Origin of the sequence: Pseudomonas sp. 1912-s (genome assembly GCF_029269205.1) — a bacterium.
Classification (GTDB): Bacteria; Pseudomonadota; Gammaproteobacteria; order Pseudomonadales; family Pseudomonadaceae; genus Aquipseudomonas.
The window spans coordinates 29,640-47,154 of sequence record NZ_JARIXR010000025.1 but is presented as its reverse complement, the minus strand read 5'-3'; the positions used below and the strand labels follow the sequence as shown (position 1 = coordinate 47,154).

Annotated in this window: 14 protein-coding genes; 8 read left to right on the top strand and 6 right to left on the bottom strand. The window is 54.0% G+C overall.

Going from position 1 to position 17,515, the window contains the following annotated elements; all coding sequences use genetic code 11:
• The first annotated feature begins 141 nt into the window (after positions 1-141).
• The 3 genes from P3C29_RS25080 to P3C29_RS25070 all read left to right on the top strand — a co-directional run bounded on the left by P3C29_RS25080 (position 142) and on the right by P3C29_RS25070 (position 2,903).
• Positions 142-1,491, top strand: a complete 1,350-nt coding sequence (locus P3C29_RS25080; RefSeq protein WP_275965743.1) for a hypothetical protein — start codon at positions 142-144, stop codon at positions 1,489-1,491.
• Positions 1,492-1,569: 78 nt separating this feature from the next.
• Entirely contained in the window at positions 1,570-1,749 is a 180-nt protein-coding gene (locus P3C29_RS25075) for an AlpA family transcriptional regulator (RefSeq protein ID WP_010463641.1), read from the top strand.
• A gap of 485 nt (positions 1,750-2,234) precedes the next feature.
• Complete coding sequence (locus P3C29_RS25070; protein WP_010463639.1) at positions 2,235-2,903, top strand: inovirus Gp2 family protein; 669 nt, start codon at positions 2,235-2,237, stop codon at positions 2,901-2,903.
• Positions 2,904-3,472: 569 nt separating this feature from the next.
• On the opposite strand, the gene P3C29_RS25065 is transcribed toward P3C29_RS25070, so the two are convergent.
• Positions 3,473-4,546 (bottom strand): WYL domain-containing protein, encoded by a 1,074-nt coding sequence (locus tag P3C29_RS25065; RefSeq protein ID WP_275965742.1) that lies wholly within the window; start codon positions 4,544-4,546, stop codon positions 3,473-3,475.
• On the opposite strand from P3C29_RS25065, the gene P3C29_RS25060 reads away from it, so the two are divergent.
• The 4 genes from P3C29_RS25060 (at position 4,545) to P3C29_RS25045 (ending at position 7,021) form a co-directional block, all read left to right on the top strand.
• Complete coding sequence (locus tag P3C29_RS25060; RefSeq protein WP_275965741.1) at positions 4,545-5,528, top strand: hypothetical protein; 984 nt, start codon at positions 4,545-4,547, stop codon at positions 5,526-5,528. The two genes, P3C29_RS25065 and P3C29_RS25060, sit on opposite strands and share 2 nt — an antisense overlap.
• Positions 5,529-5,603: 75 nt before the next feature.
• Entirely contained in the window at positions 5,604-5,966 is a 363-nt protein-coding gene (locus P3C29_RS25055; protein WP_230682624.1) for a hypothetical protein, read from the top strand.
• 81 nt (positions 5,967-6,047) lie between these two features.
• A complete protein-coding gene (locus P3C29_RS25050) occupies positions 6,048-6,407 on the top strand; it encodes a hypothetical protein (protein WP_275965740.1) in 360 nt (119 codons plus the stop codon).
• Positions 6,347-7,021 (top strand): UbiA family prenyltransferase, encoded by a 675-nt coding sequence (locus P3C29_RS25045; protein WP_275965739.1) that lies wholly within the window; start codon positions 6,347-6,349, stop codon positions 7,019-7,021. The genes P3C29_RS25050 and P3C29_RS25045 overlap by 61 nt, the downstream gene beginning before the upstream one ends.
• 338 nt (positions 7,022-7,359) lie before the next feature.
• On the opposite strand, the gene P3C29_RS25040 is transcribed toward P3C29_RS25045, so the two are convergent.
• The 5 genes from P3C29_RS25040 to P3C29_RS25020 form a co-directional block, all read right to left on the bottom strand.
• Complete coding sequence (locus P3C29_RS25040) at positions 7,360-7,665, bottom strand: hypothetical protein (RefSeq protein ID WP_275965738.1); 306 nt, start codon at positions 7,663-7,665, stop codon at positions 7,360-7,362.
• 86 nt (positions 7,666-7,751) lie between these two features.
• Positions 7,752-10,937, bottom strand: coding sequence for a UvrD-helicase domain-containing protein (locus tag P3C29_RS25035; RefSeq protein WP_275965737.1), 3,186 nt, complete (start codon positions 10,935-10,937; stop codon positions 7,752-7,754).
• Between the two features lie 2 nt (positions 10,938-10,939).
• Positions 10,940-13,555, bottom strand: coding sequence for a PD-(D/E)XK nuclease family protein (locus P3C29_RS25030; RefSeq protein WP_275965772.1), 2,616 nt, complete (start codon positions 13,553-13,555; stop codon positions 10,940-10,942).
• Positions 13,556-13,662: 107 nt separating this feature from the next.
• A complete protein-coding gene (locus P3C29_RS25025) occupies positions 13,663-14,754 on the bottom strand; it encodes a WYL domain-containing protein (protein WP_275965736.1) in 1,092 nt (363 codons plus the stop codon).
• 30 nt (positions 14,755-14,784) lie between these two features.
• Positions 14,785-15,435, bottom strand: coding sequence for a HEPN domain-containing protein (locus P3C29_RS25020; protein ID WP_275965735.1), 651 nt, complete (start codon positions 15,433-15,435; stop codon positions 14,785-14,787).
• A gap of 311 nt (positions 15,436-15,746) precedes the next feature.
• On the opposite strand from P3C29_RS25020, the gene P3C29_RS25015 reads away from it, so the two are divergent.
• Complete coding sequence (locus P3C29_RS25015) at positions 15,747-17,024, top strand: DUF445 domain-containing protein (RefSeq protein ID WP_275965734.1); 1,278 nt, start codon at positions 15,747-15,749, stop codon at positions 17,022-17,024.
• Positions 17,025-17,515 lie beyond the last annotated feature (491 nt).

Sequence of the window (17,515 nt, the reverse complement as noted above, 5' to 3'; positions counted from 1 at the left end):
GTTTATTGCAGTAAAAGTTATTTTTATGTTGATCGTTACGGAGTGACGTTACGGAGTAGCATACGCTTCTCTGATTGTGCTTGAAATAGGGTGTTTTTCTGCGATTTAATGGATGTTTTTCTAGAGGGGTGGAGGGTAGTGGTGCACTGCGTTCTGTTGGGTCTTGGATTGGCTGGGATCAGCCCAGAAGCGAAGTTTGTCCTCGTAAGGCTCGTGCAGCTGTACGGGGTGGGCGAGTCGATCACGATCGGGGTTAAGAAGTTAGCCAAGGTTTCAGGTGCCACGGATCGTGTGGTATCTAGCGCTCTGTCTGAATTGGTGGCGGAAGATTTTTTGATCTGCACCCCTATCGTCATCGGGCGGGGACGCCCTAAGAGCGAGTATCGAGCTTCGAGTAAGTTAGCCCGATTGCTGGAAAACTGGGACGAAACGTCTAATGTGATAAATCGATCGAGAATCGATCATTTGCTGCATGCTGCGGAAGAGCGTAAGGGCAGTCTTAGTGTCTGTAATCGATTGCTACTATCCACCCTGCTTCTTTACGCCGATCAATTTGGGATTGTACGAGAAGTCGGAGTATCCAAGCTATCCAAGGTAACCGGCCTAAACCGAGAGAGAATAAAGGCGCAGGTTCACAAGCTTATCGCTTTGAGGGTAATGAGAGGGGTGATTCCTGGGGTTACAATGTCTGTTGTATTGGGTGTTTCAAAGTCGGTTTATTTTATTAATTTTAATCATGATGTTTTCCCAGAAGGCAGTTCGGGAACGATCGTGCTGACTGCCATTTCGAACGCCAGTGGGGGTGTCGGGGAGTGTAATGAGGTCGGAGCTCTCATTGAGTCGGCTAAAATAGGTAAGTGGCTTAGGTTTGAGAGGTATAAGAAATTCTTTGGAATGCTGCCGGATAGCGATCGATTTAATGCTTTGGCAAGATTGTTTTCTTCTTTCGCCAAGAATGGCGAATCCCCAAGAGTGCTCCAAGTTAGATTGGAGGAATACGCGTCGATGCTGCTGTCCAAGCATTGGAAAGCTTTTGAGGTAGGTGAGTTTAGATCTGATGATGAATTGCTGATGCGTATTAAGAAGGGTTTCAGTAAGGGGGTGGGGTTAGGGCAAGATCTGGAAATTGACAACCTGCTAGGTGAGCTGTTTTTTGAGTTCATTTATGAAATTGTTGTTCTGATGGCTCGTCGCGTCCAAGGTGTGATATTAAGTGCTAAGGGGTTTCCGTACGAAATTGCTGGGCTGCAGATTCTGCCGAGTTTTGACCTAGGTGGATATTTTGGTCTGTTCTCTTTTGGTCGGTCGTTGTTAATTGTTCCCCATCAAGAGTTTCGAGCGGGGGAGTGTTATGTCATGAATAGGAACATCCATGGCGAGCCTGTGTGTGAGAGGTTTTCTGACGAGGTGGAACTCTCCGAAGAGGATCGTTATCGTTTTGGTCTGCTTACTAAGGTTCATACTCCTACACGCTATCGATATCGAGGGTAAGACATTCGGCAGATTGGTGGTGGGCAGTAAAACTTTATCGGCTTCCCAGATCCTGTGTACGGATTTGAGGAGTTGGTCATGCGCATACTACGAATGAAAATGGTTGTTGAGATAACAGGTCTGGCCCGGTCGACGGTATATAAGTACATTGCAGAAGGGATATTTCCTAAGCCCATTCCGCTGGGCGGTCGAAGTGTCGGGTGGGTAGAGTCTGAAGTTTTTGCGTGGATTCAGGCTAGGGTAGCAGAACGCAATTAGTTAGGGTTGATTAGCATGCTTGCGATATCTGGTCTTGCTTTTTAGATTTCATTTACTTTCAATGAAAACATCATGCCCGGTTGATTTCCGGGCATGATGTTTTTTTTGCCGGACCTTTTGGTTGTGTTGGTTTCCTTGGTCCTGAACAGGAATGTTTAACTTCCCCTTGTGTTTCAAGTGATGAGTTTTTCGGTGCGGGTAATATGCTTTAGTGTTTAAAGTGTTACCTTCTAATAACTCAAGTCTATCATTTATGTAGAGATGCATATTGAGCAATTAAGTTAAGGGCATAGATACCCCTTCAAAGGGAATCTGTGATGGTTGTCTGATCAATGCCTAGCAAATGGCAGTATGGCATAGGTAAACGTCATTGGTGTTGTTAGTGTGAGCGACTCATTGAAGTCTGGCTCAATGGGCTATGTTGAGCGTGTAAATAACTACCGAGCTGACTGAAGATATGATCTTCAGTAAAGTAGGTAGTAACCATGCTTCGTTTCTCCGAAAATCGTAATCTTCGTTTGTACTCAGCAGCTACGTTTCAAGGCCTGCCGATAATGGTTGAAAAAGGACCTTTTATACTTGGGTACCTTGAAGCGCTGAATCGCACCATTAACCTTGCCCTTGATCAGTATCCTAGGGTGATTGCATTCAGGGTGGATTTACGTCTTTCGCGTCTGATGGGGTTTCCAGATGACGCTTTGTCAAATCGTGTGATCAGTAGGTTCATCGAGTCGTTCAAAGCAAAAATTGAGCATAACCGTGATAAGGCGCGTGAGCAGAACAAGTACGCCCACGACTGCAGGGTGCGTTACGTCTGGGCGAGGGAGGTGGGCTGTGGAGGGCGACCGCATTACCACCTGTTGATTCTGCTGAACAGAGACGCCTACTACACAGTAGGGCGATTGCAGCCACAGAGGCCCAACATGATCAGCCGTATGCAAGAAGCTTGGGCCAGTGCACTGAAGTGCGAGGTTGAGCAAGTGCGGGGCTTGGTACATATCCCGCCTAACGCAGAATTCCGAGTAGATCGGAATGTCCGGCCAGGGAATGTGGATCAGTTGCCTGAACTGTTTCGACGCGCGAGCTACCTCTGCAAAGCTGCGACAAAGCGTTATGGCGATGGATCCCATGGCTTCGGATGCAGCCGGGGGTAAGCTAATGGTTTAGCTGATCATCACCATGGTGGCGTTCGATCCAGTGTTGTTTGTTTTCCTCACAGCCCCGGCGTCAGTGAAAGCAGGCGCGCGTTGTTAGTGTGTCTAGAATGGCGACATATCCTGAAGATATGTCCACTTGATGTGGTCAGGCGCGGAGCCAGCCGGTCACGGATGACCAACCTGACGGGCCTCGTATCGACGTCGGACAAAGGAGCATCGAAATGGAACTCACCGGCACACGCAGTGCAGCGTCGCATCCGTATGCAGCAGATCGAATGGTTGATCTCCTATGGGGGCCACACCTATAGCCAAGGCAGGGGGAGTACTTCTTCGACTGGGCGCATTTCCAGCAGATGCTGCTCGACCTGACGGCCATGGAGCGGCAATTGGTCGACTAGGAACGGAATAGCTACGTGGTGGTGAAGGATAATCAAAATCTTCACAGTAAGGTATCGCTAGGGGGCGATACCACCATTTCAGTTCCCTGGCCGAGTCAGGGAACCATCCTAATTGGTGATGTGGTTGAAACCCTCAGCCAACATTACATCAAATCTGTGGCCAGGCAATTAATCGCCAGCGTATACACTCGCTGCGCGACGAAGAGTATCGCGCACGTGCGCTCGGATTAACGGGGGCTCGAGCACTTCAATATCCCCAGCGTTGCTGAGCAGGAACAGGCGTAGGCCTTGGGTGTCGTGGAGAGTGCAACTCAAGTCCCACTTGTCATCGGCGTATTGCACTACGACCTGGTCTTCAGCCAACGGGTTCTCGGTAAGCCGATTTTGCAGGTTGGGGCCAAGACGTAGTTTGAGTTGTACGGGGTCATCGCCGTGTATTGTCATGAGGTGCTTTTGGGCTTCAAGCGAATTGACGTCGTAGTTTTCCGGGTCAGCTATTTTTAGCCAACTCGCTTTGACCTCTACCATTCGATGCAGCATGAGGGCGCACATCGTCTTGGGGCCGTTGCTGCTGTACTTGCCGCGGCGGGTGTTTGGTGAAGGCGTATGCCCCTCCGGCCATTGCTCCTCGAGCACGTATGCCGACAGATAGACGTTTGAATCCTGATATGAGAGGGCCAAGGGTTTGAGTAAGTAGATGCATTCGGCGCCGCTGGCGTCTCTTGGCAGGTAGGTCACCTCAAGCGAAGCATCGTCCAGAATGGCCTGTTGGATTCTGGTTAGGTGTGCAGGATCATATTTACCTGGCCTGAGCAGCGTAAATCGGGTCCCAGTAGTGATTCGCTTTGTCCACACATGTGTTCGCGTGGAGCGCTTCGTCATTTCCGTGGTTGCGTATTCGCGTAAATCGACAAGTTGTTCTGTGTGGGCCTTGAAGCCGAAGCGCTCTGCGTGGTCGAAAATAGCTGCCAACGTCATTGCCTCTGTGGGGGAAAGCGTCAAGTCGAAGCTGCCACGACCGGATTTCCAGTATTTTGATTTTTTATCCGAGCCAGCGTCACCTTTGGCTACAAACTCGGCTGCGGTCAGAGCCTGGAGGTCACGCAGTGTGGTTTTTATATGGAGACTGGAATCATCGAACCACCGACATAGTTCACTGTGGATATCCGCCGTCGACATAGACTTGCCATAGCGCTGGAGGATTTTGCGCAAAGTGGTGCGGCGTCGGTGATGATTGATCATGGCAGAAGCTCAGGGACAAAAAGTGGGTTTATCTGCTGGGAATATGTTCTGGCTGGCAAGCAATCCTGCGACTACAAGCGCCAGCCCACAGGAGCATTTCATGAACAGCCAAACCTATCTAGCCCTTCCCCACGTTGCTGGATTCATCCGCTGGCTGGCCTCTGAGCTCAATTCTGAGTCGTGTTTCAAGCACCAGTACGTCAATCGTCGTAGCGGTGAGAAATGGACATGCAGCAGCCTGTATAACGCCTTCGAAAACTACCGTTGGAATCACCCGGGTAATGCCCGCTTGGGATTCAATCCAGGCGTATGTTCCAGCAGCAACGGGATCGCTTTGTCCGCCTTGCGTCAGGATCTGGTAAGCGCTACTGGGAGCGACTCACACACTCTTGAGGCAGCCGTCGACGTCATGCGCTGGGGCGGCGTTATGGCCCGCAATGCGGACTGGCTGAAGGCGAATAATGTGGGGCTTGGCCGAATGCTGCAAGGCGTACAAGCTGCGATAGTTGCCGGCGACGATCAGGCACCTGTCTTGCGTTCGAAAAGCCTTCGCTTCAATTCTGGGATGACCAAAGTTTACTCCTTGCTCTGCAAGAACTTCATCATCTACGACAGCCGTGTTGCGGCAGGTCTGGGCTGGTTGGTCGTGAAGCATTGCCAAGCGCATGGGCTGTCCAAGGTACCTGAAGCGCTGTGCTTCCCTTGGGCAGCTGCCAAGGAAGGAGAAAATACGCTCGCTCCCAAGCGCCGCGACCCTGGTACCGGCGGGCTTAAGTTCAAGGGCTTGCGCTCAGGCCACCATCACGCCATGTGGAATATGCGCGCCAGTTGGGTACTGAGTGCGGTCCTGGCGCATCCAGACGCCGCCGGCAGCCGTTTCCATGTGGTTCCCTCTCCGAATGACCCGCTGCGCGCACTGGAGGCTGCACTCTTCATGATTGGCTACGACTTGGGCGATCAGCGTCCAGCTTTTGCGGCTTAAAACCTGGTCGACAACTTCCTCCCCTTTGCTTGGCGGGGAGGTCATTCTGAATGAGTGAGGTACAGGATGCGTGACATGAATCCGTTGCAGGCTTTGATTATGCAGCTCGCCGCTGACGGAATCAGCGCTGGTGACTTGAGAAAGGCCGTGATGCAGGCATACCCAAATCTTTGTGATGCGAAGTATCAATCCACGCTATTTGGTCTGCAGGAGGCCGATAGCCTTATGGGCCAGGAAGTGGGCGGCGAGTGGTGCTTCACAGCAATCGATAAAACTGATCCGGACTACCCTCACCCGGAGTACAGCGCTGAATTCGCCGAGAAGATCTTGGCCGCATCATGCGGGGAATTTGTAGAGATCAGCGCAGATGATTTGCTGGCTCAACTGGACGAGATGCTGGCAAAGGCACGCGCCAAGAAACCGGACACAGGACCGTAAAACACCCAGCAGCCCAGTATTCAATACGGATGCGGTGTTTAACGAGCATCAACTGTGTATCAGTCTGCAAGGGGTGTCTTGATGGACATCAAGTCCGATTTTGTGTCCGTCGAACGTGATGAGTTCGATGGTCTCACCACGATTCAGCACCTGCGTCACTGCCGGTATCGTTCTGGCAAGAATGAAATCACCTTCTCGTGGCGCCGCAATATTCGTCCTGCTTCAGACCGCATGATTCTTGATGTTGAGATAAAGACCTCGCGCCCGGGCGGCTGGCTGCCCTCTCAATTGACCTTGTTGGTCGATGGTCGGCGGATCGAGTTGAAGTACCTGACAGGCAAAAGCAGCGAATTTCGAGGGAAAGCTTCTTCGAAATCGGTATGTTTTTCATCGAGCCATCTGAAAAGGTTCTTCGCTGCCTGTGTGATGCCAAAGTACTGAAGCTCAAGCTTAAATCTGACGAGAAAAATGAGCACACGGTTCTTCCGGACGAGTTTTGTGCCCAACAGTTGCAGGCTCAGCAGTTCTATAACAACGCTTTCGATGGTGACGAGTATTTGTCAGCCGTCAGTGGCGTAGCCGTACGGACAGAAGACACAACGTTCGCTGAACAGAATGCCAGCCGCGAGTCGCGCTATCCGCAATTGTGCAAATATCGACTGCTCTGGGCTGTACTCTGGGGCAGTTTTTTTGGTGGGCTGTGCGTGCTTGGCGCGTTCGAGATCATCACGTTCTCGGTCAAGTCGACGGACCAGTTGATCATCGCTGGAGTGCTCAGCGCCTCAAGCTGGCTAATTCCCCATCTTCAGATCCTTTGGATCGAACACCAGAAAAACAAAGAGTGTCCCAGTTGTCACCATAGAGCGATAAAGATGGTCCGCTATCATGAGGCGGTTTATCAAGTCCGATCCGTGGAGCGTCTTGTCATCGACAGATTGACAGGGCAGCGCAAGTCACGGCAGGTGACCGTGACGGACCATGAGGTGACGCAGGATTTCGAGTGCAAGGACTGTCGGCATCTATGGACGCGAAGCCATATTGCTCGAGGTCTCTAAGACATCCTGTCAATGAACGGCATCGCTAGGCTCGGATCTGATTTCGGCTAACGACTCATCTTGTCGCTCCCCGCTGTAGTCTGGAGTAAGTGCCCACAGATTGAGGAGTTTCTATGGTCAGGCCAGTGCGTCCTTTCACCATGCGTTGCAAAGATTGTGGTTGGAGCCAAACGGTTGTCCCGCTCAGTGATGTCTTGCGATTCGAAGACTGTCCTGAGGTTTGCCCGCGTTGTAAAAGTCGGGATGTAAAGATGGAACAAGCCACGGCCCTGGAAGTGGCCGTGGCAAAAGTAAAGCGATTATTTGGTTAGTCCTGAGCCTGAAACTCTGCCTAGCGGCTATAGCGCACCATTCAGTTCTTTTACTTTGTATACGCCAGGCTTGACTCGCAGGTACTTTGCTTCGGCACCCTGTTCGACATTGTAGCCGCCGACTCCCGTCTGCTCGTCCTGCGCGTAGTTGGCGATGGTCGTCCCGATCGTCGATTCCATAAAGAACTCGAATCCGATCCGATATTTTTCAACCAGCTTCTGCTCTACAGAGCACATGACCCGACGACGTTCGCTAGTCAGTTCCTGCACTTCAAAGGGTTCGCTCAGCGCACCGTTGCGCACTTCCAGCAGGATTGATTCATACAGCGTCATGGTTTTTTTCCTAGTGATGTCAGCGGCCGAGATCAACCCGACCTCCGTGATTGGTCGTTTACGCGAATGTGGAATCACGCCGGCGGCTAGAAAACCTGAATCGCTCCCGCGGCCACCGGCAGAAAGAGCCATGCGGCGATGACAGGCCGCCCCGATGCGACCTCAATCGCTTGGGCGTAAGCATCAAGCTGACCCGCATGTTCCTCGGCCAATCGCTCCCACTGGGCTTCGGGCGCCGGGTTGGATTTGTGGTCAATGAGCACCCAGCCATCTTTTGTGTCCAGCAGAAGATCGATCCGACCATTGAGCACCTGACCCGAGCGCAGCAACTGTTGCACCGGGTATTCAGCCATGGCTTTGGCCGCTGGCCAGTGGGATTCGATCCAGGCGTGCAAGGCCAGTTGCTGTGCGATGACCTGACTGGCATTTACGTGCTCGTGCACTGCGTGGCTCTGCAACAGGTCCTGCACTTCGTCTAAGGTGAGGGGGCAGTTGGGGTCAGTGAATGAAAGGCACAAACTGGCATGAATGGCCGTTCCCAATTCACTCATTTCCGGGCTGCCTTGTAATGCGATCCGAGTGCCGATCCGGCATGTATTGCGGCCTGCGGTGCTGGCGCGAGCGCCACCGTTGGACGGTTGAAAGCCCAGTGGCAAACGAGACTGGATCACTTGTACCGGGGCAAACCAGTGCAGATTCTGTTCAATTGCCGCCACGGGCACAGGTGAATCACTGGCAGTGAGCGTTTGGCAATCGGCGCGCAGTTCTTTTCCATTCGGCAGTTTCAAAGTCGACAGCCCGGGAGGTGTCATCAACCAGGGTGCCTGGACAGTGTCGAGCCACTCTCCTGTGATTTTTCTACTCGAACGGGCAATGACCAGCAGGTCTCGGGCGCGGGTCATGCTCACATAGAGCAGGCGTTTTGCTTCTTCAACGGCTTCAGCCCGGCACGCCAGGCCTATGGCGGTTTGTTCGAACGTTTCGCTCAACGGAACCGTTTTCTGTTTGCCCAGCGGCCATGGCCAGTAGCGGATAAAGCGGTCATGCAACGGTTTATGTGGATCGAATGCGCTATTGGACTGAGCCGAGACTGACCATAACCGGTCGCTGATATCGCGTGCCAGATCCATCAAAATCACGACCGGCCATTCCAGACCTTTACTGGCGTGATGAGTCATCACTTGAACGGCATCCAGCGCAGGAGTGGCCAGTGCATCGTTTTTGGCGTTGGCGATTTCGTCCAGCCACAACAACAGCCCGGAGATGGATGCCGCCCCTAATCCATTTCGGCAGAGATCCTCATATTGCTGCGCGAGATCGATCAATGCATCCAGGTTGGCCAAGCGCTTTTGCGCCAGCGCTGTCGTGGTTGACCAGACGCTGACACGTGTTGGTAAATCGCACTCGGCGATCAGCCGTTGTAATGCCTCTACCGGTGTTAGCACTGGCAGATCTGTGCGCAGTTGTGCAACGGCCGCCACAAGTGGGTGTTGCGAATACTCGCCGAGGCTCAGTTCACGCCACTGCGCTTTGGGGTGTCCGGCATTGAGGTAGCGCAGGCGCTCGGCAACCCAGCTTTCCGGTCCTTCGGTTTCGGTTAACGAGATGATCTGCGCTGTTGCCAGGGTATCGGCTGGGTCGTTCAATCGGCGCAAACACGCCAGTGCCAGAGTTGCCTCTGCGGTTGCCAGCAGTCCTGGTTGTGCTGTGGAACAGGGGATGCCCAGAGTAGCGAGGGCTGCTGTTACTTTCGCGACGTTACTGTGGGAGTAGCAAAGCACAGTGATATCGCCCAAACGCACCGCTCGGGCTTCCTGGCAGGTTTTATCGAATACCTGATAACGGCTAGCCAGCAGTTGGCCAATCCCCTCGGCCAATGCGTTGACTTGCAATTCGGCATTTTTGCCGTCCAGTACCCAATTGGCGAAGGCAGGGCCGGGTAGTTGATCCGTACGGGTTGGTATCAGCTCAACGTCCTTTGTTTCCAGGCTATTGGCGAAGGCCTTGTTGAATACATCATTCGCCAGTTCGACCAGTTCGGTACGTGAGCGCCAAGAGTGAGGCAATACCTCTTTTTTGCCACCCATATCGGGCAATGCCTTGAGGATGGCTTGCATCAGCGCACAGTCGCTGCCCCGAAAACCATAAATCGCCTGCTTGATATCCCCGACCCAGTAAACCTTTTTGGCAAAGCGTGAAAGCTTGAGGAAAATCGCCAGCTGCATCGGGCTGGTGTCCTGGAATTCGTCGACCATGATTAAATCGAGCTCATCCTCGAGCACCTGCGCAACGGCTGGGTTGTCCAGCAACTTGAGCAAGGCGTGTTCCTGGTCGGCAAAGTCCAGTACGCCAAACTCACGTTTGCTGTGTTCGTACACTTTCAATACATCAATGGCCAGGCCGAAAACCTGTTCGAGGTAGGCGCGGATATCGCGATGCAGATCCGGGTGTTCGGCATAGCGGCCAATGGTTTCAGAGAGGGTTGTTACCAATGGTTTGAGCTTGGCCTCAGGGGCTTCCTTCGCCAGTTTCGCCCAATCACTCCAGCGGGCGTTGTCATGCTGCAGTTCATACTGGAAGCGGGTGAGCAACGCTATGTAGCCTTCAGTGTTCTTTTTGTCGCTGTTAGCTGCCTGTAACAGAGCCAGCACCTTGGGAATGCTGTGCAGCAACTCTCCACTCAAGTCGGTTTTGGTCGGTTTGGGGAAATGCTTCAGCATGTCGTCGGCATTTTGGGTAGCAAAACCTCGAGACAGTTCAAGATCAATGTCATTGGTGCGCAACTGATTCAGAAGCTTGCGCAGCTCATCGCGCCAATTGGTATTGGCAAAGTCACCCTGTTGATAAGTGTCTTCAAGGCCCAGGCGTCGGGCGACAGCGAGTAGATTATCCAGGCGCTCACCATCAAGGACCCGGTCAACCGCCTTGTTCAGCAGCAGGGCTGCCTGGTTTTCTTCCAGCACACGTTGCTCGGGCGGCATGCCGGCTTCGAATGCAAAGCGTTCAAGCAATTGCCCGCAAATACTGTTGACGGTACCGATACGGGCCTGGCCCATGGCGGTGGCCAGGTTGATTTGACCCTGCTTTAGAAGGTGACTACGGACCCGCTCGCGCAGCTCGGCAGCTGCTTTTCGGGTAAAGGTCGTGGCGATCACCCCCGAAGGCTGGACCTGCTGATCGAGCAACTCCTGGTGCAGTATTTCAGTAAGCCGGTGGGTTTTGCCGCTGCCGGCGCCAGCACTGATAAAAGTGATGTGTGCGGTGGTCTGCATTGTCATTGCTCCCAACCGGCCAAGGCCAGGTAGTCGTTGTAGGCTTCATTAAGGTATTCCATCGGCATCGCCTGATCGGGAGGGATCGAGTCCTCATCCTCTTCAATACTTTGCAGGGCAACCTCAAACAGCCCCTCTGCCTGTTGCGCCTGCCGCCACTTCCAGGCCTCGGTAAAGCTGAGCCACAGTTGTGGCGTTGAGCTTGGCGGACTGGCAGGCACCTGCTCCGAATCTCTGAAGGTTTGGTCATCCGGGGTTAGCAGGCGCGCGGACTCAAGGATGAAATAGGCTACGGAAGGCCATGAACCGCTGTCCTGACGAAGCAACTCGGCATAAATCGCCAACTGCAGATGGCGGTTTGCCTTGAGCTGCTCCGGGTATTTCTTGCCCCCCGACCACTTCATGTCGACGATGGCTCGATGTCCTAGCGCAGTGGTCAATACCAGGTCAGCAGAGCCGCCCAATGCGCCACCCTCGAAACGACCGGCCAGCGCCTGCTCAGACGTTACGACCGTGATGCCAGCATTGAGAATGTGCGTTCGCAGTCGATTCAAAGCACGCAGCGCACGATGGCGCAGTGTTGCCAGGTCGGCACCGCGTCCCTCCATCAACAACACCGCCCCTTCTTCACGTACCACACGGGGGAAATGGGTCGAGAACCAGCTGTTGAAATCTGTGGTGCTCATGCTCAGCGCGTCCGGCCGAGTGAAAAAGTGCTCAGCCAGGCGATGGGTCAACGAACCATAGAGCAAAAAACCGTCGCTCAGGCTCTGGCTTTTGGACGCCTGAATCTTGGCTGCGTATTGCAGCAACCATTGATAAGGGTTGAACAGCAGCAGGTTGAGGCTCGAGAAAGACGCTTTCTCAGGCGTATCGATCGGGATGTCGGGTGGCAGGCGCCACCAGCGTTTGCGCAGTGGTAGTGGCGCCGATGCTTGGGCTTGGCAAAGCGGGCCGGGGGTATGCAGAAGCTCCTCGAGAATATGCACCTTTGGCTGCTGCACAACGGCTTCGATCATTTGCCAGAGCGGGTGGCTTTCCTCCCGTGGTGGCGCGAGTACCAGTATCAGCCGGCAGTTTGCTGCCAGGACTGGTCGCAGCCAGTCACGGGCTGCTTGAGTCAGCAGTGTGGCACCGTCCGGTAGCGCCACCCCGGCATCGGCCAATTGAATGCGTTCGGCCTTGGACCAGGGCGATAGGGGCGGTAACACCGGCATGCTCAGGTGCCACCAGATCACTGTGTCGGCTTGCTCAATGGCCGCACCTGGACGCGAGACGCTCAAGTGGGCGCCGACTTGTGCGGCCAGCAATGGATTATCCACGCCGCTGGCTGTGGCTTGCTCGATGACCTGCTGCAACTGCCGCGGTTTTAACCGCTCCACACCTTGTAGATGCAAGGTCTTGAGGGAGTCTAGTGCCGCTTCACACTGAGCATAACCTGCCTGAGCCGCGAATCTATGTGCGGGCTCTTGGTGCCCCAGGCGTGCTTTAAAAAACTTCAACAACCGTTCGACACGTACCAGCACCTCACTGGGCGCTACACCGTCGTCAGTCGTAAAAGTGGGCATATTCAGCCACTCGTCAATCGAGGCAAGTACGTCGGGCGCATCTGCAGCGTAATGCGCTGCGATTTCCTCCAGTGCATCCTCCCACTTGCTCCCGACGAGGCCGGGTGAGCTTGCTATTTTGGTTGCCAAGCGCCGACGTGCAAACAAGCGAATCGGGCATATCGAGTGGGTCAAAAACTGCAGGAGTGCCGGGTAGTTGGCTGGTGCCCAAAGCAGCTCCATGGCCAGTGGCAATACCTGCAGGGCAGGGCGCAGATTGCTGCTGCCATTGAGGCCATGGCGAGCCTGGCCGGCACCGATAAAATGACCATCAAGACAACCACCCACGCCACCCGTCACCAGCAAGGTGGGGGTATCCTGGCCCAGTGAGCGGCTCAGCCAGCTGGCGGCCAATGCTCGAGTTTGCGCTTGAACAACTTGCACTGTGCCATCTTCTTGCCATTGAATGGGCGTGACCTCTAGACCGGCAATGCTCTGGCGCAATTGCATTTGCAACTGCCCCAGAAAACCTTGCGCCGTACCCTCCGGTATCTCCAGGCGCCCGTTAGGCAGGTGATTCAGCACTATTTGCCAGGCAAGTGGATAACACTCGAAAGCGTCAGCCAAAAGCACGGTCTTGATCGGGGGGCGACGAGAGTCCAACGCCTTGGCAACATTCTCCAAGCGCTGTCCCATGGAAGGGGCGACCTGCACGCGAGCTTGAGTCTCGATCTCGGCAAGGTCTTTCAGACGTTGGCTGGCATCGGCACCGACGCACCCATCCCAACCGTGCAAATACAAATCATCCCGCCAGGCCAGCAATGCAGCAGCCACCCCCAATTCATCGGCGGAAAAACTGGCATGATAGAAGCGCAGTGGGTTATTGCAGTGCGCCAGGCAATCGCGGTACGTGGCTGTACGTTGTGCCGCACAAGGCTGACGTGCCACTAGGCCCAGCTGGGTCTCCAGAATATCCAGCAGTCCCTGTGGCCCGACGGTCAACGCCCCTAATCGATTACTGGCTCGGGTTGCCCGCTGACCATCGAGTTGCATGCCGAACGTGATAAGCATTTCTGACACGTTGACGCTCCTTGTGAGCGCTGGTGGTTCAACGCACCGTGATTGGCACGTTGTTGCATAAGGAAAAATAGACTGCTGATCAGCGACGTGGCGCTACCCTACGAACCTAGCGCGACGGTTTGTGTCGCGCCTGCCAGGTTTTGTAGCGAAACCACGGTACCTATTGCATCCGCCACTGAATCCAGTGGCCGGTAGGCTGCCGCCGCACGATGCAGTGTTTTGCCAATCTGAGCCCGCAGCTCGGGCGGCTGCTCCACCACCATTGAGTCGCCCAGGGACAAAATCCACCAGTGTAACTGCCAGGTGTTGCTCAGTGTCGAGCGTACTCGAAAGCCATCCTCCAACGGCTCCAGCGTCATATCGGCACTCAATGGTGTCTCACGAATCAGCCGCGTCTGATGCTCACTAACCCAAGCTTGAAACTGAATCTTTTCGGGGGTGCCGAACTGCAAGGCGTCACTGGCCAGGTACGCACACAAGTCAAATGCCTGTAATCCCTCTACGGGTTTATCGAGCTGATCGACATTGCGAAAACGATGCACCGCAAACTGGCGCACATCGGTATACGGATGTGCTGTGGCGATCAAATAGGTCACCAATCCACGCTGCACCATGGCTAATGGATTGAGTGTCAGTTCACTGAGTTTGTCGGTGTGTGCCGAGTAATACTGACATTGCACTTGACGCTCATTAATCAGCGCCCTCTGCAATGTTTCCAGCAATAGTGGGTCGATATCCGGCGCCTGCAGGTTTAGGTCCGGTCGCACACTGGCGACCTTCTCCAGCCAACGGGCAGCCGGGTTATCGTCCTCCAATCCCTTGAGCTTCTGCCGCGCATGCACGAAGCGCGGCTCCAGCACACTGAGCATGCTAGAGGGCAACAACGGGCGGATCGCGTCTGCAACCAGTGTCAGGCTCAAGGCTTCGGTCAGCGTTATGCCTTGCAATTCCACATTTACGCCAGGAGTCCAGTACCAGGCTTGTGGCGTGATGTTTTCGCTGCACTGCAACGGGAAAACCAGTGACAGATCAATCAAGTCACGTTCAACGGTGCGCCGGCTAATCTTGAAGCCGGAAGACTCCAGTCGTGCCAGCAACTCGGTGACTGTAATACCTGATTCACGTTTGGGCAGGTGTTTGAGCAGTTCCCACTGGCGGCTGACAGTGGAGTGCGATTTGGCTGACGGCACGCGATTTTCCTTGTGCAGGCGAGAGGCAAGTTATGACTTGATTACCGGATAACTGGCATCGCCCCAAAGTGTTTTCGGGTTGTCGAGCATAAGCAGAATCACCAGGGGCACGAGCTTTGCCAGCAGGTTGGAGCAATCACGCAATTGTGTGCGATTGACGCTGCCGTCCCAGGTGGCTCCGCCATGAATCATTTGGTTGCGAAGGGTATAGATGCGGTTAAACATCACTCCTAGCACTTTTGCTGTATCGCGGCCGGCCAGTGCTGCATGTGCGCTACGTTTGCCGTTGCGCAAGCGCTCCTCCCACATGGCTTCAGTGATCTTGCCGTTCTGGAAGTCCCAGAAGCTTTGAAAAACGTAAGGGTTGTCTAGCAGTGCACGTATGCTCCCGGAGAACTCTGACCAAACCATTTTTTCGATTAGATGCTCGGTGTCCAGCGTACAAAGTTTTTGCAGGAAAGCCTTGAATGCCTCCTGTTCGGACAATCGATGCTGCTCATCAATATCGGTGGCATAGGCAGCGTTGAAAGCGATCCAGAGGAAGATGAAGCGCCCGTCTACGTCCTCTGCCTGTTCCGCACGATTGAGCCAGCTCAGGGCTCGGTGAACCCGTAGCGCAAGGTTGGGGTGGTGCGCGTCGCGTTCGTTACGGTGGCGTGTCTTGAGTGACTGGTAATCCATTCCAGGTGCTTCCTTTGGCTGAGGGGATCCGCGGGACCTTGATGATCATGGTTTTATCGGCGGATGAGGGGCGGGATTGAGCATTCAATGAGCCCCTGCGACACATTATGACGCGATATGGCGTTAAGCTATCACGTAATAAAGTTCTGTATCTATTCACTGATACGTTATAGGGCATGTGTTTTGGATAACGCATTGTGTGTCCATCCAGCGCAGGCTCATATCTAGGCCCCAGACAAAAAATTGAGGCCGATGGTCGCGGAAGCGGGTGACGAAGACCTCCATTGCTTACTTACATTTAAGGTTTTTTGATGTTGAAACTCGATTCGCCGTTGGCGCGGATGAAGGCAATAGCGTCTGGGTTGTTCTTGTTGGCGGCAGCGCTCTATGTCGCAGCCTTGATGTTGATCCACTCCCATCCCGTGTTGGGGGGGTATATGAAAGCCTTCTCCGAGGCTGCGATGGTTGGCGCTATCGCCGACTGGTTTGCCGTTACTGCCCTGTTCCGACGCCCCTTGGGATTGCCTATTCCTCACACGGCCATCATCCCGCGCAACAAGGCGCGTATTGGCGCCAACCTGGGGGACTTTATTTGTACTCACTTTCTTTCACGTGAGCAGGTACTTCAGAAGGTCAGCGAATTTGATACTGCCAGGCGGTTGGCGCAATGGCTGTCGAAGGAAGACAACGCCGCAGTCTTGTCGGGTTTAGCCGTCAAGCTGGCTGGGCATGGTATTGGCGCGCTGCGTGACGAGCGTGTGCGCCAGTTTGTACGCAGCACTGCTCTGGCGCGCCTGGAAGAAGTTGATTTGGCAAAAATGAGTGGTCAGTTGCTGGAGGTGCTCACCGATGATGGGAGGGCACAGGAGGTACTCGACGCCGTATTGAATCAAGTCGATATTTCACTACAAGGCGAAGCGACAAAAAAACGCATCGCCGACGTTCTGGCCGCGGAGTTCGAGTTCTTGCGGTTCAACGTTTTCGGCAAGGAACTGCCTCTGCACAACGTTGCCGGCAACTGGTCATCGGCAAAGTTGGTCGAGCGAATCTCTGACGTGATCAGCGAAGTCAACCACGACACTGAACACCCGTTGCGCAAACATTTCGACCAGCAGTTGGGAGCCTTGGTGCATAAGCTCAAGGAGGAGCCAGCTTTTCGTTTGCGTGCGGCACAACTGCGCGCTCAACTCGTTCAGCACCCGGCACTGCACAGCTACCTGACTGACATGGTCGACGATGTAGTGAACTGGTTCGAGGAAGACATTACTCGAAATGATTCCACAACGCGCCAGCGCTTGGAGGAGGGTACTCGCAAGCTTGGTGAAGCATTGAGCGAAGACGCTTTGATGCAGGGCTGGATAAACGACCAGATTCTGGCAATGGCGGGCCCATTGGTTGAGCGCTATCGCTCAGAGATCGGCCGCTATATCGCTGAACGCATCGAAGCCTGGAACGAGAAGGAACTGGTGGAGCAACTGGAGTCACACGTGGGCAAAGACCTTCAGTTTATTCGTATCAACGGAACATTGGTGGGAGGGCTGGTGGGGGTGATCATTCATCTTGGGACTGAGTTTGCATTACAGATGTGAGAAGCACTTTGAATCGTGGTCCTCAGGAGAGTGTAAATCCCCAGTGAGCTTGCCGCTTAAAGATTTCCAGGCGAAGGCCGACAAAACAAAAGGCTGAGGCGATCAACGACTGAACCTTCAATGAAGTTATCAGCCTGCCCGTCACAGCGGGTTCGGCGATTTAAAATGGATTTTCTCGGGGCGACGCAATTTGTCGCGAGGCATGGTCATGCTCAAACCAGCCAATAAACAGGAGTATGGATCATGCTGAAAAACTTTCTCGCCGCAGTTGGCCTCGTCGTTATCGCCAAGAAAGGGTACGAGGTGTATCGGTCTTACAAGTCAATGGAGGCGGAAAACGAGTTTTTGCGAAAGGGGCAGGGGCCGGTTTAGTGTCCATCCCATCGCCTTATTGCTGCTTGTAGATCTGCGTTTGATTGACAGGTTACCAAGGCATGGCAAAGTGATATCGCTTGAAGGATGATCCGGGTTGCAGGTGTTCAGGCGCTAGT

Bases quoted from the DNA above. Each gene is read 5' to 3' on its own strand.
- P3C29_RS25015 (WP_275965734.1), top strand. From the start codon at position 15,747: ATGTTGAAACTCGATTCGCCGTTGGCGCGGATGAAGGCAATAGCGTCT.
- P3C29_RS25055 (WP_230682624.1), top strand. From the start codon at position 5,604: ATGAATCCGTTGCAGGCTTTGATTATGCAGCTCGCCGCTGACGGAATC.
- P3C29_RS25065 (WP_275965742.1), bottom strand. From the start codon at position 4,546: ATGATCAATCATCACCGACGCCGCACCACTTTGCGCAAAATCCTCCAG.
- P3C29_RS25060 (WP_275965741.1), top strand. From the start codon at position 4,545: ATGGCAGAAGCTCAGGGACAAAAAGTGGGTTTATCTGCTGGGAATATG.
- P3C29_RS25035 (WP_275965737.1), bottom strand. From the start codon at position 10,937: ATGCAGACCACCGCACACATCACTTTTATCAGTGCTGGCGCCGGCAGC.
- P3C29_RS25075 (WP_010463641.1), top strand. From the start codon at position 1,570: ATGCGCATACTACGAATGAAAATGGTTGTTGAGATAACAGGTCTGGCC.
- P3C29_RS25040 (WP_275965738.1), bottom strand. From the start codon at position 7,665: ATGACGCTGTATGAATCAATCCTGCTGGAAGTGCGCAACGGTGCGCTG.
- P3C29_RS25045 (WP_275965739.1), top strand. From the start codon at position 6,347: ATGTTTTTCATCGAGCCATCTGAAAAGGTTCTTCGCTGCCTGTGTGAT.
- P3C29_RS25070 (WP_010463639.1), top strand. From the start codon at position 2,235: ATGCTTCGTTTCTCCGAAAATCGTAATCTTCGTTTGTACTCAGCAGCT.
- P3C29_RS25050 (WP_275965740.1), top strand. From the start codon at position 6,048: ATGGACATCAAGTCCGATTTTGTGTCCGTCGAACGTGATGAGTTCGAT.
- P3C29_RS25030 (WP_275965772.1), bottom strand. From the start codon at position 13,555: ATGCTTATCACGTTCGGCATGCAACTCGATGGTCAGCGGGCAACCCGA.
- P3C29_RS25020 (WP_275965735.1), bottom strand. From the start codon at position 15,435: ATGGATTACCAGTCACTCAAGACACGCCACCGTAACGAACGCGACGCG.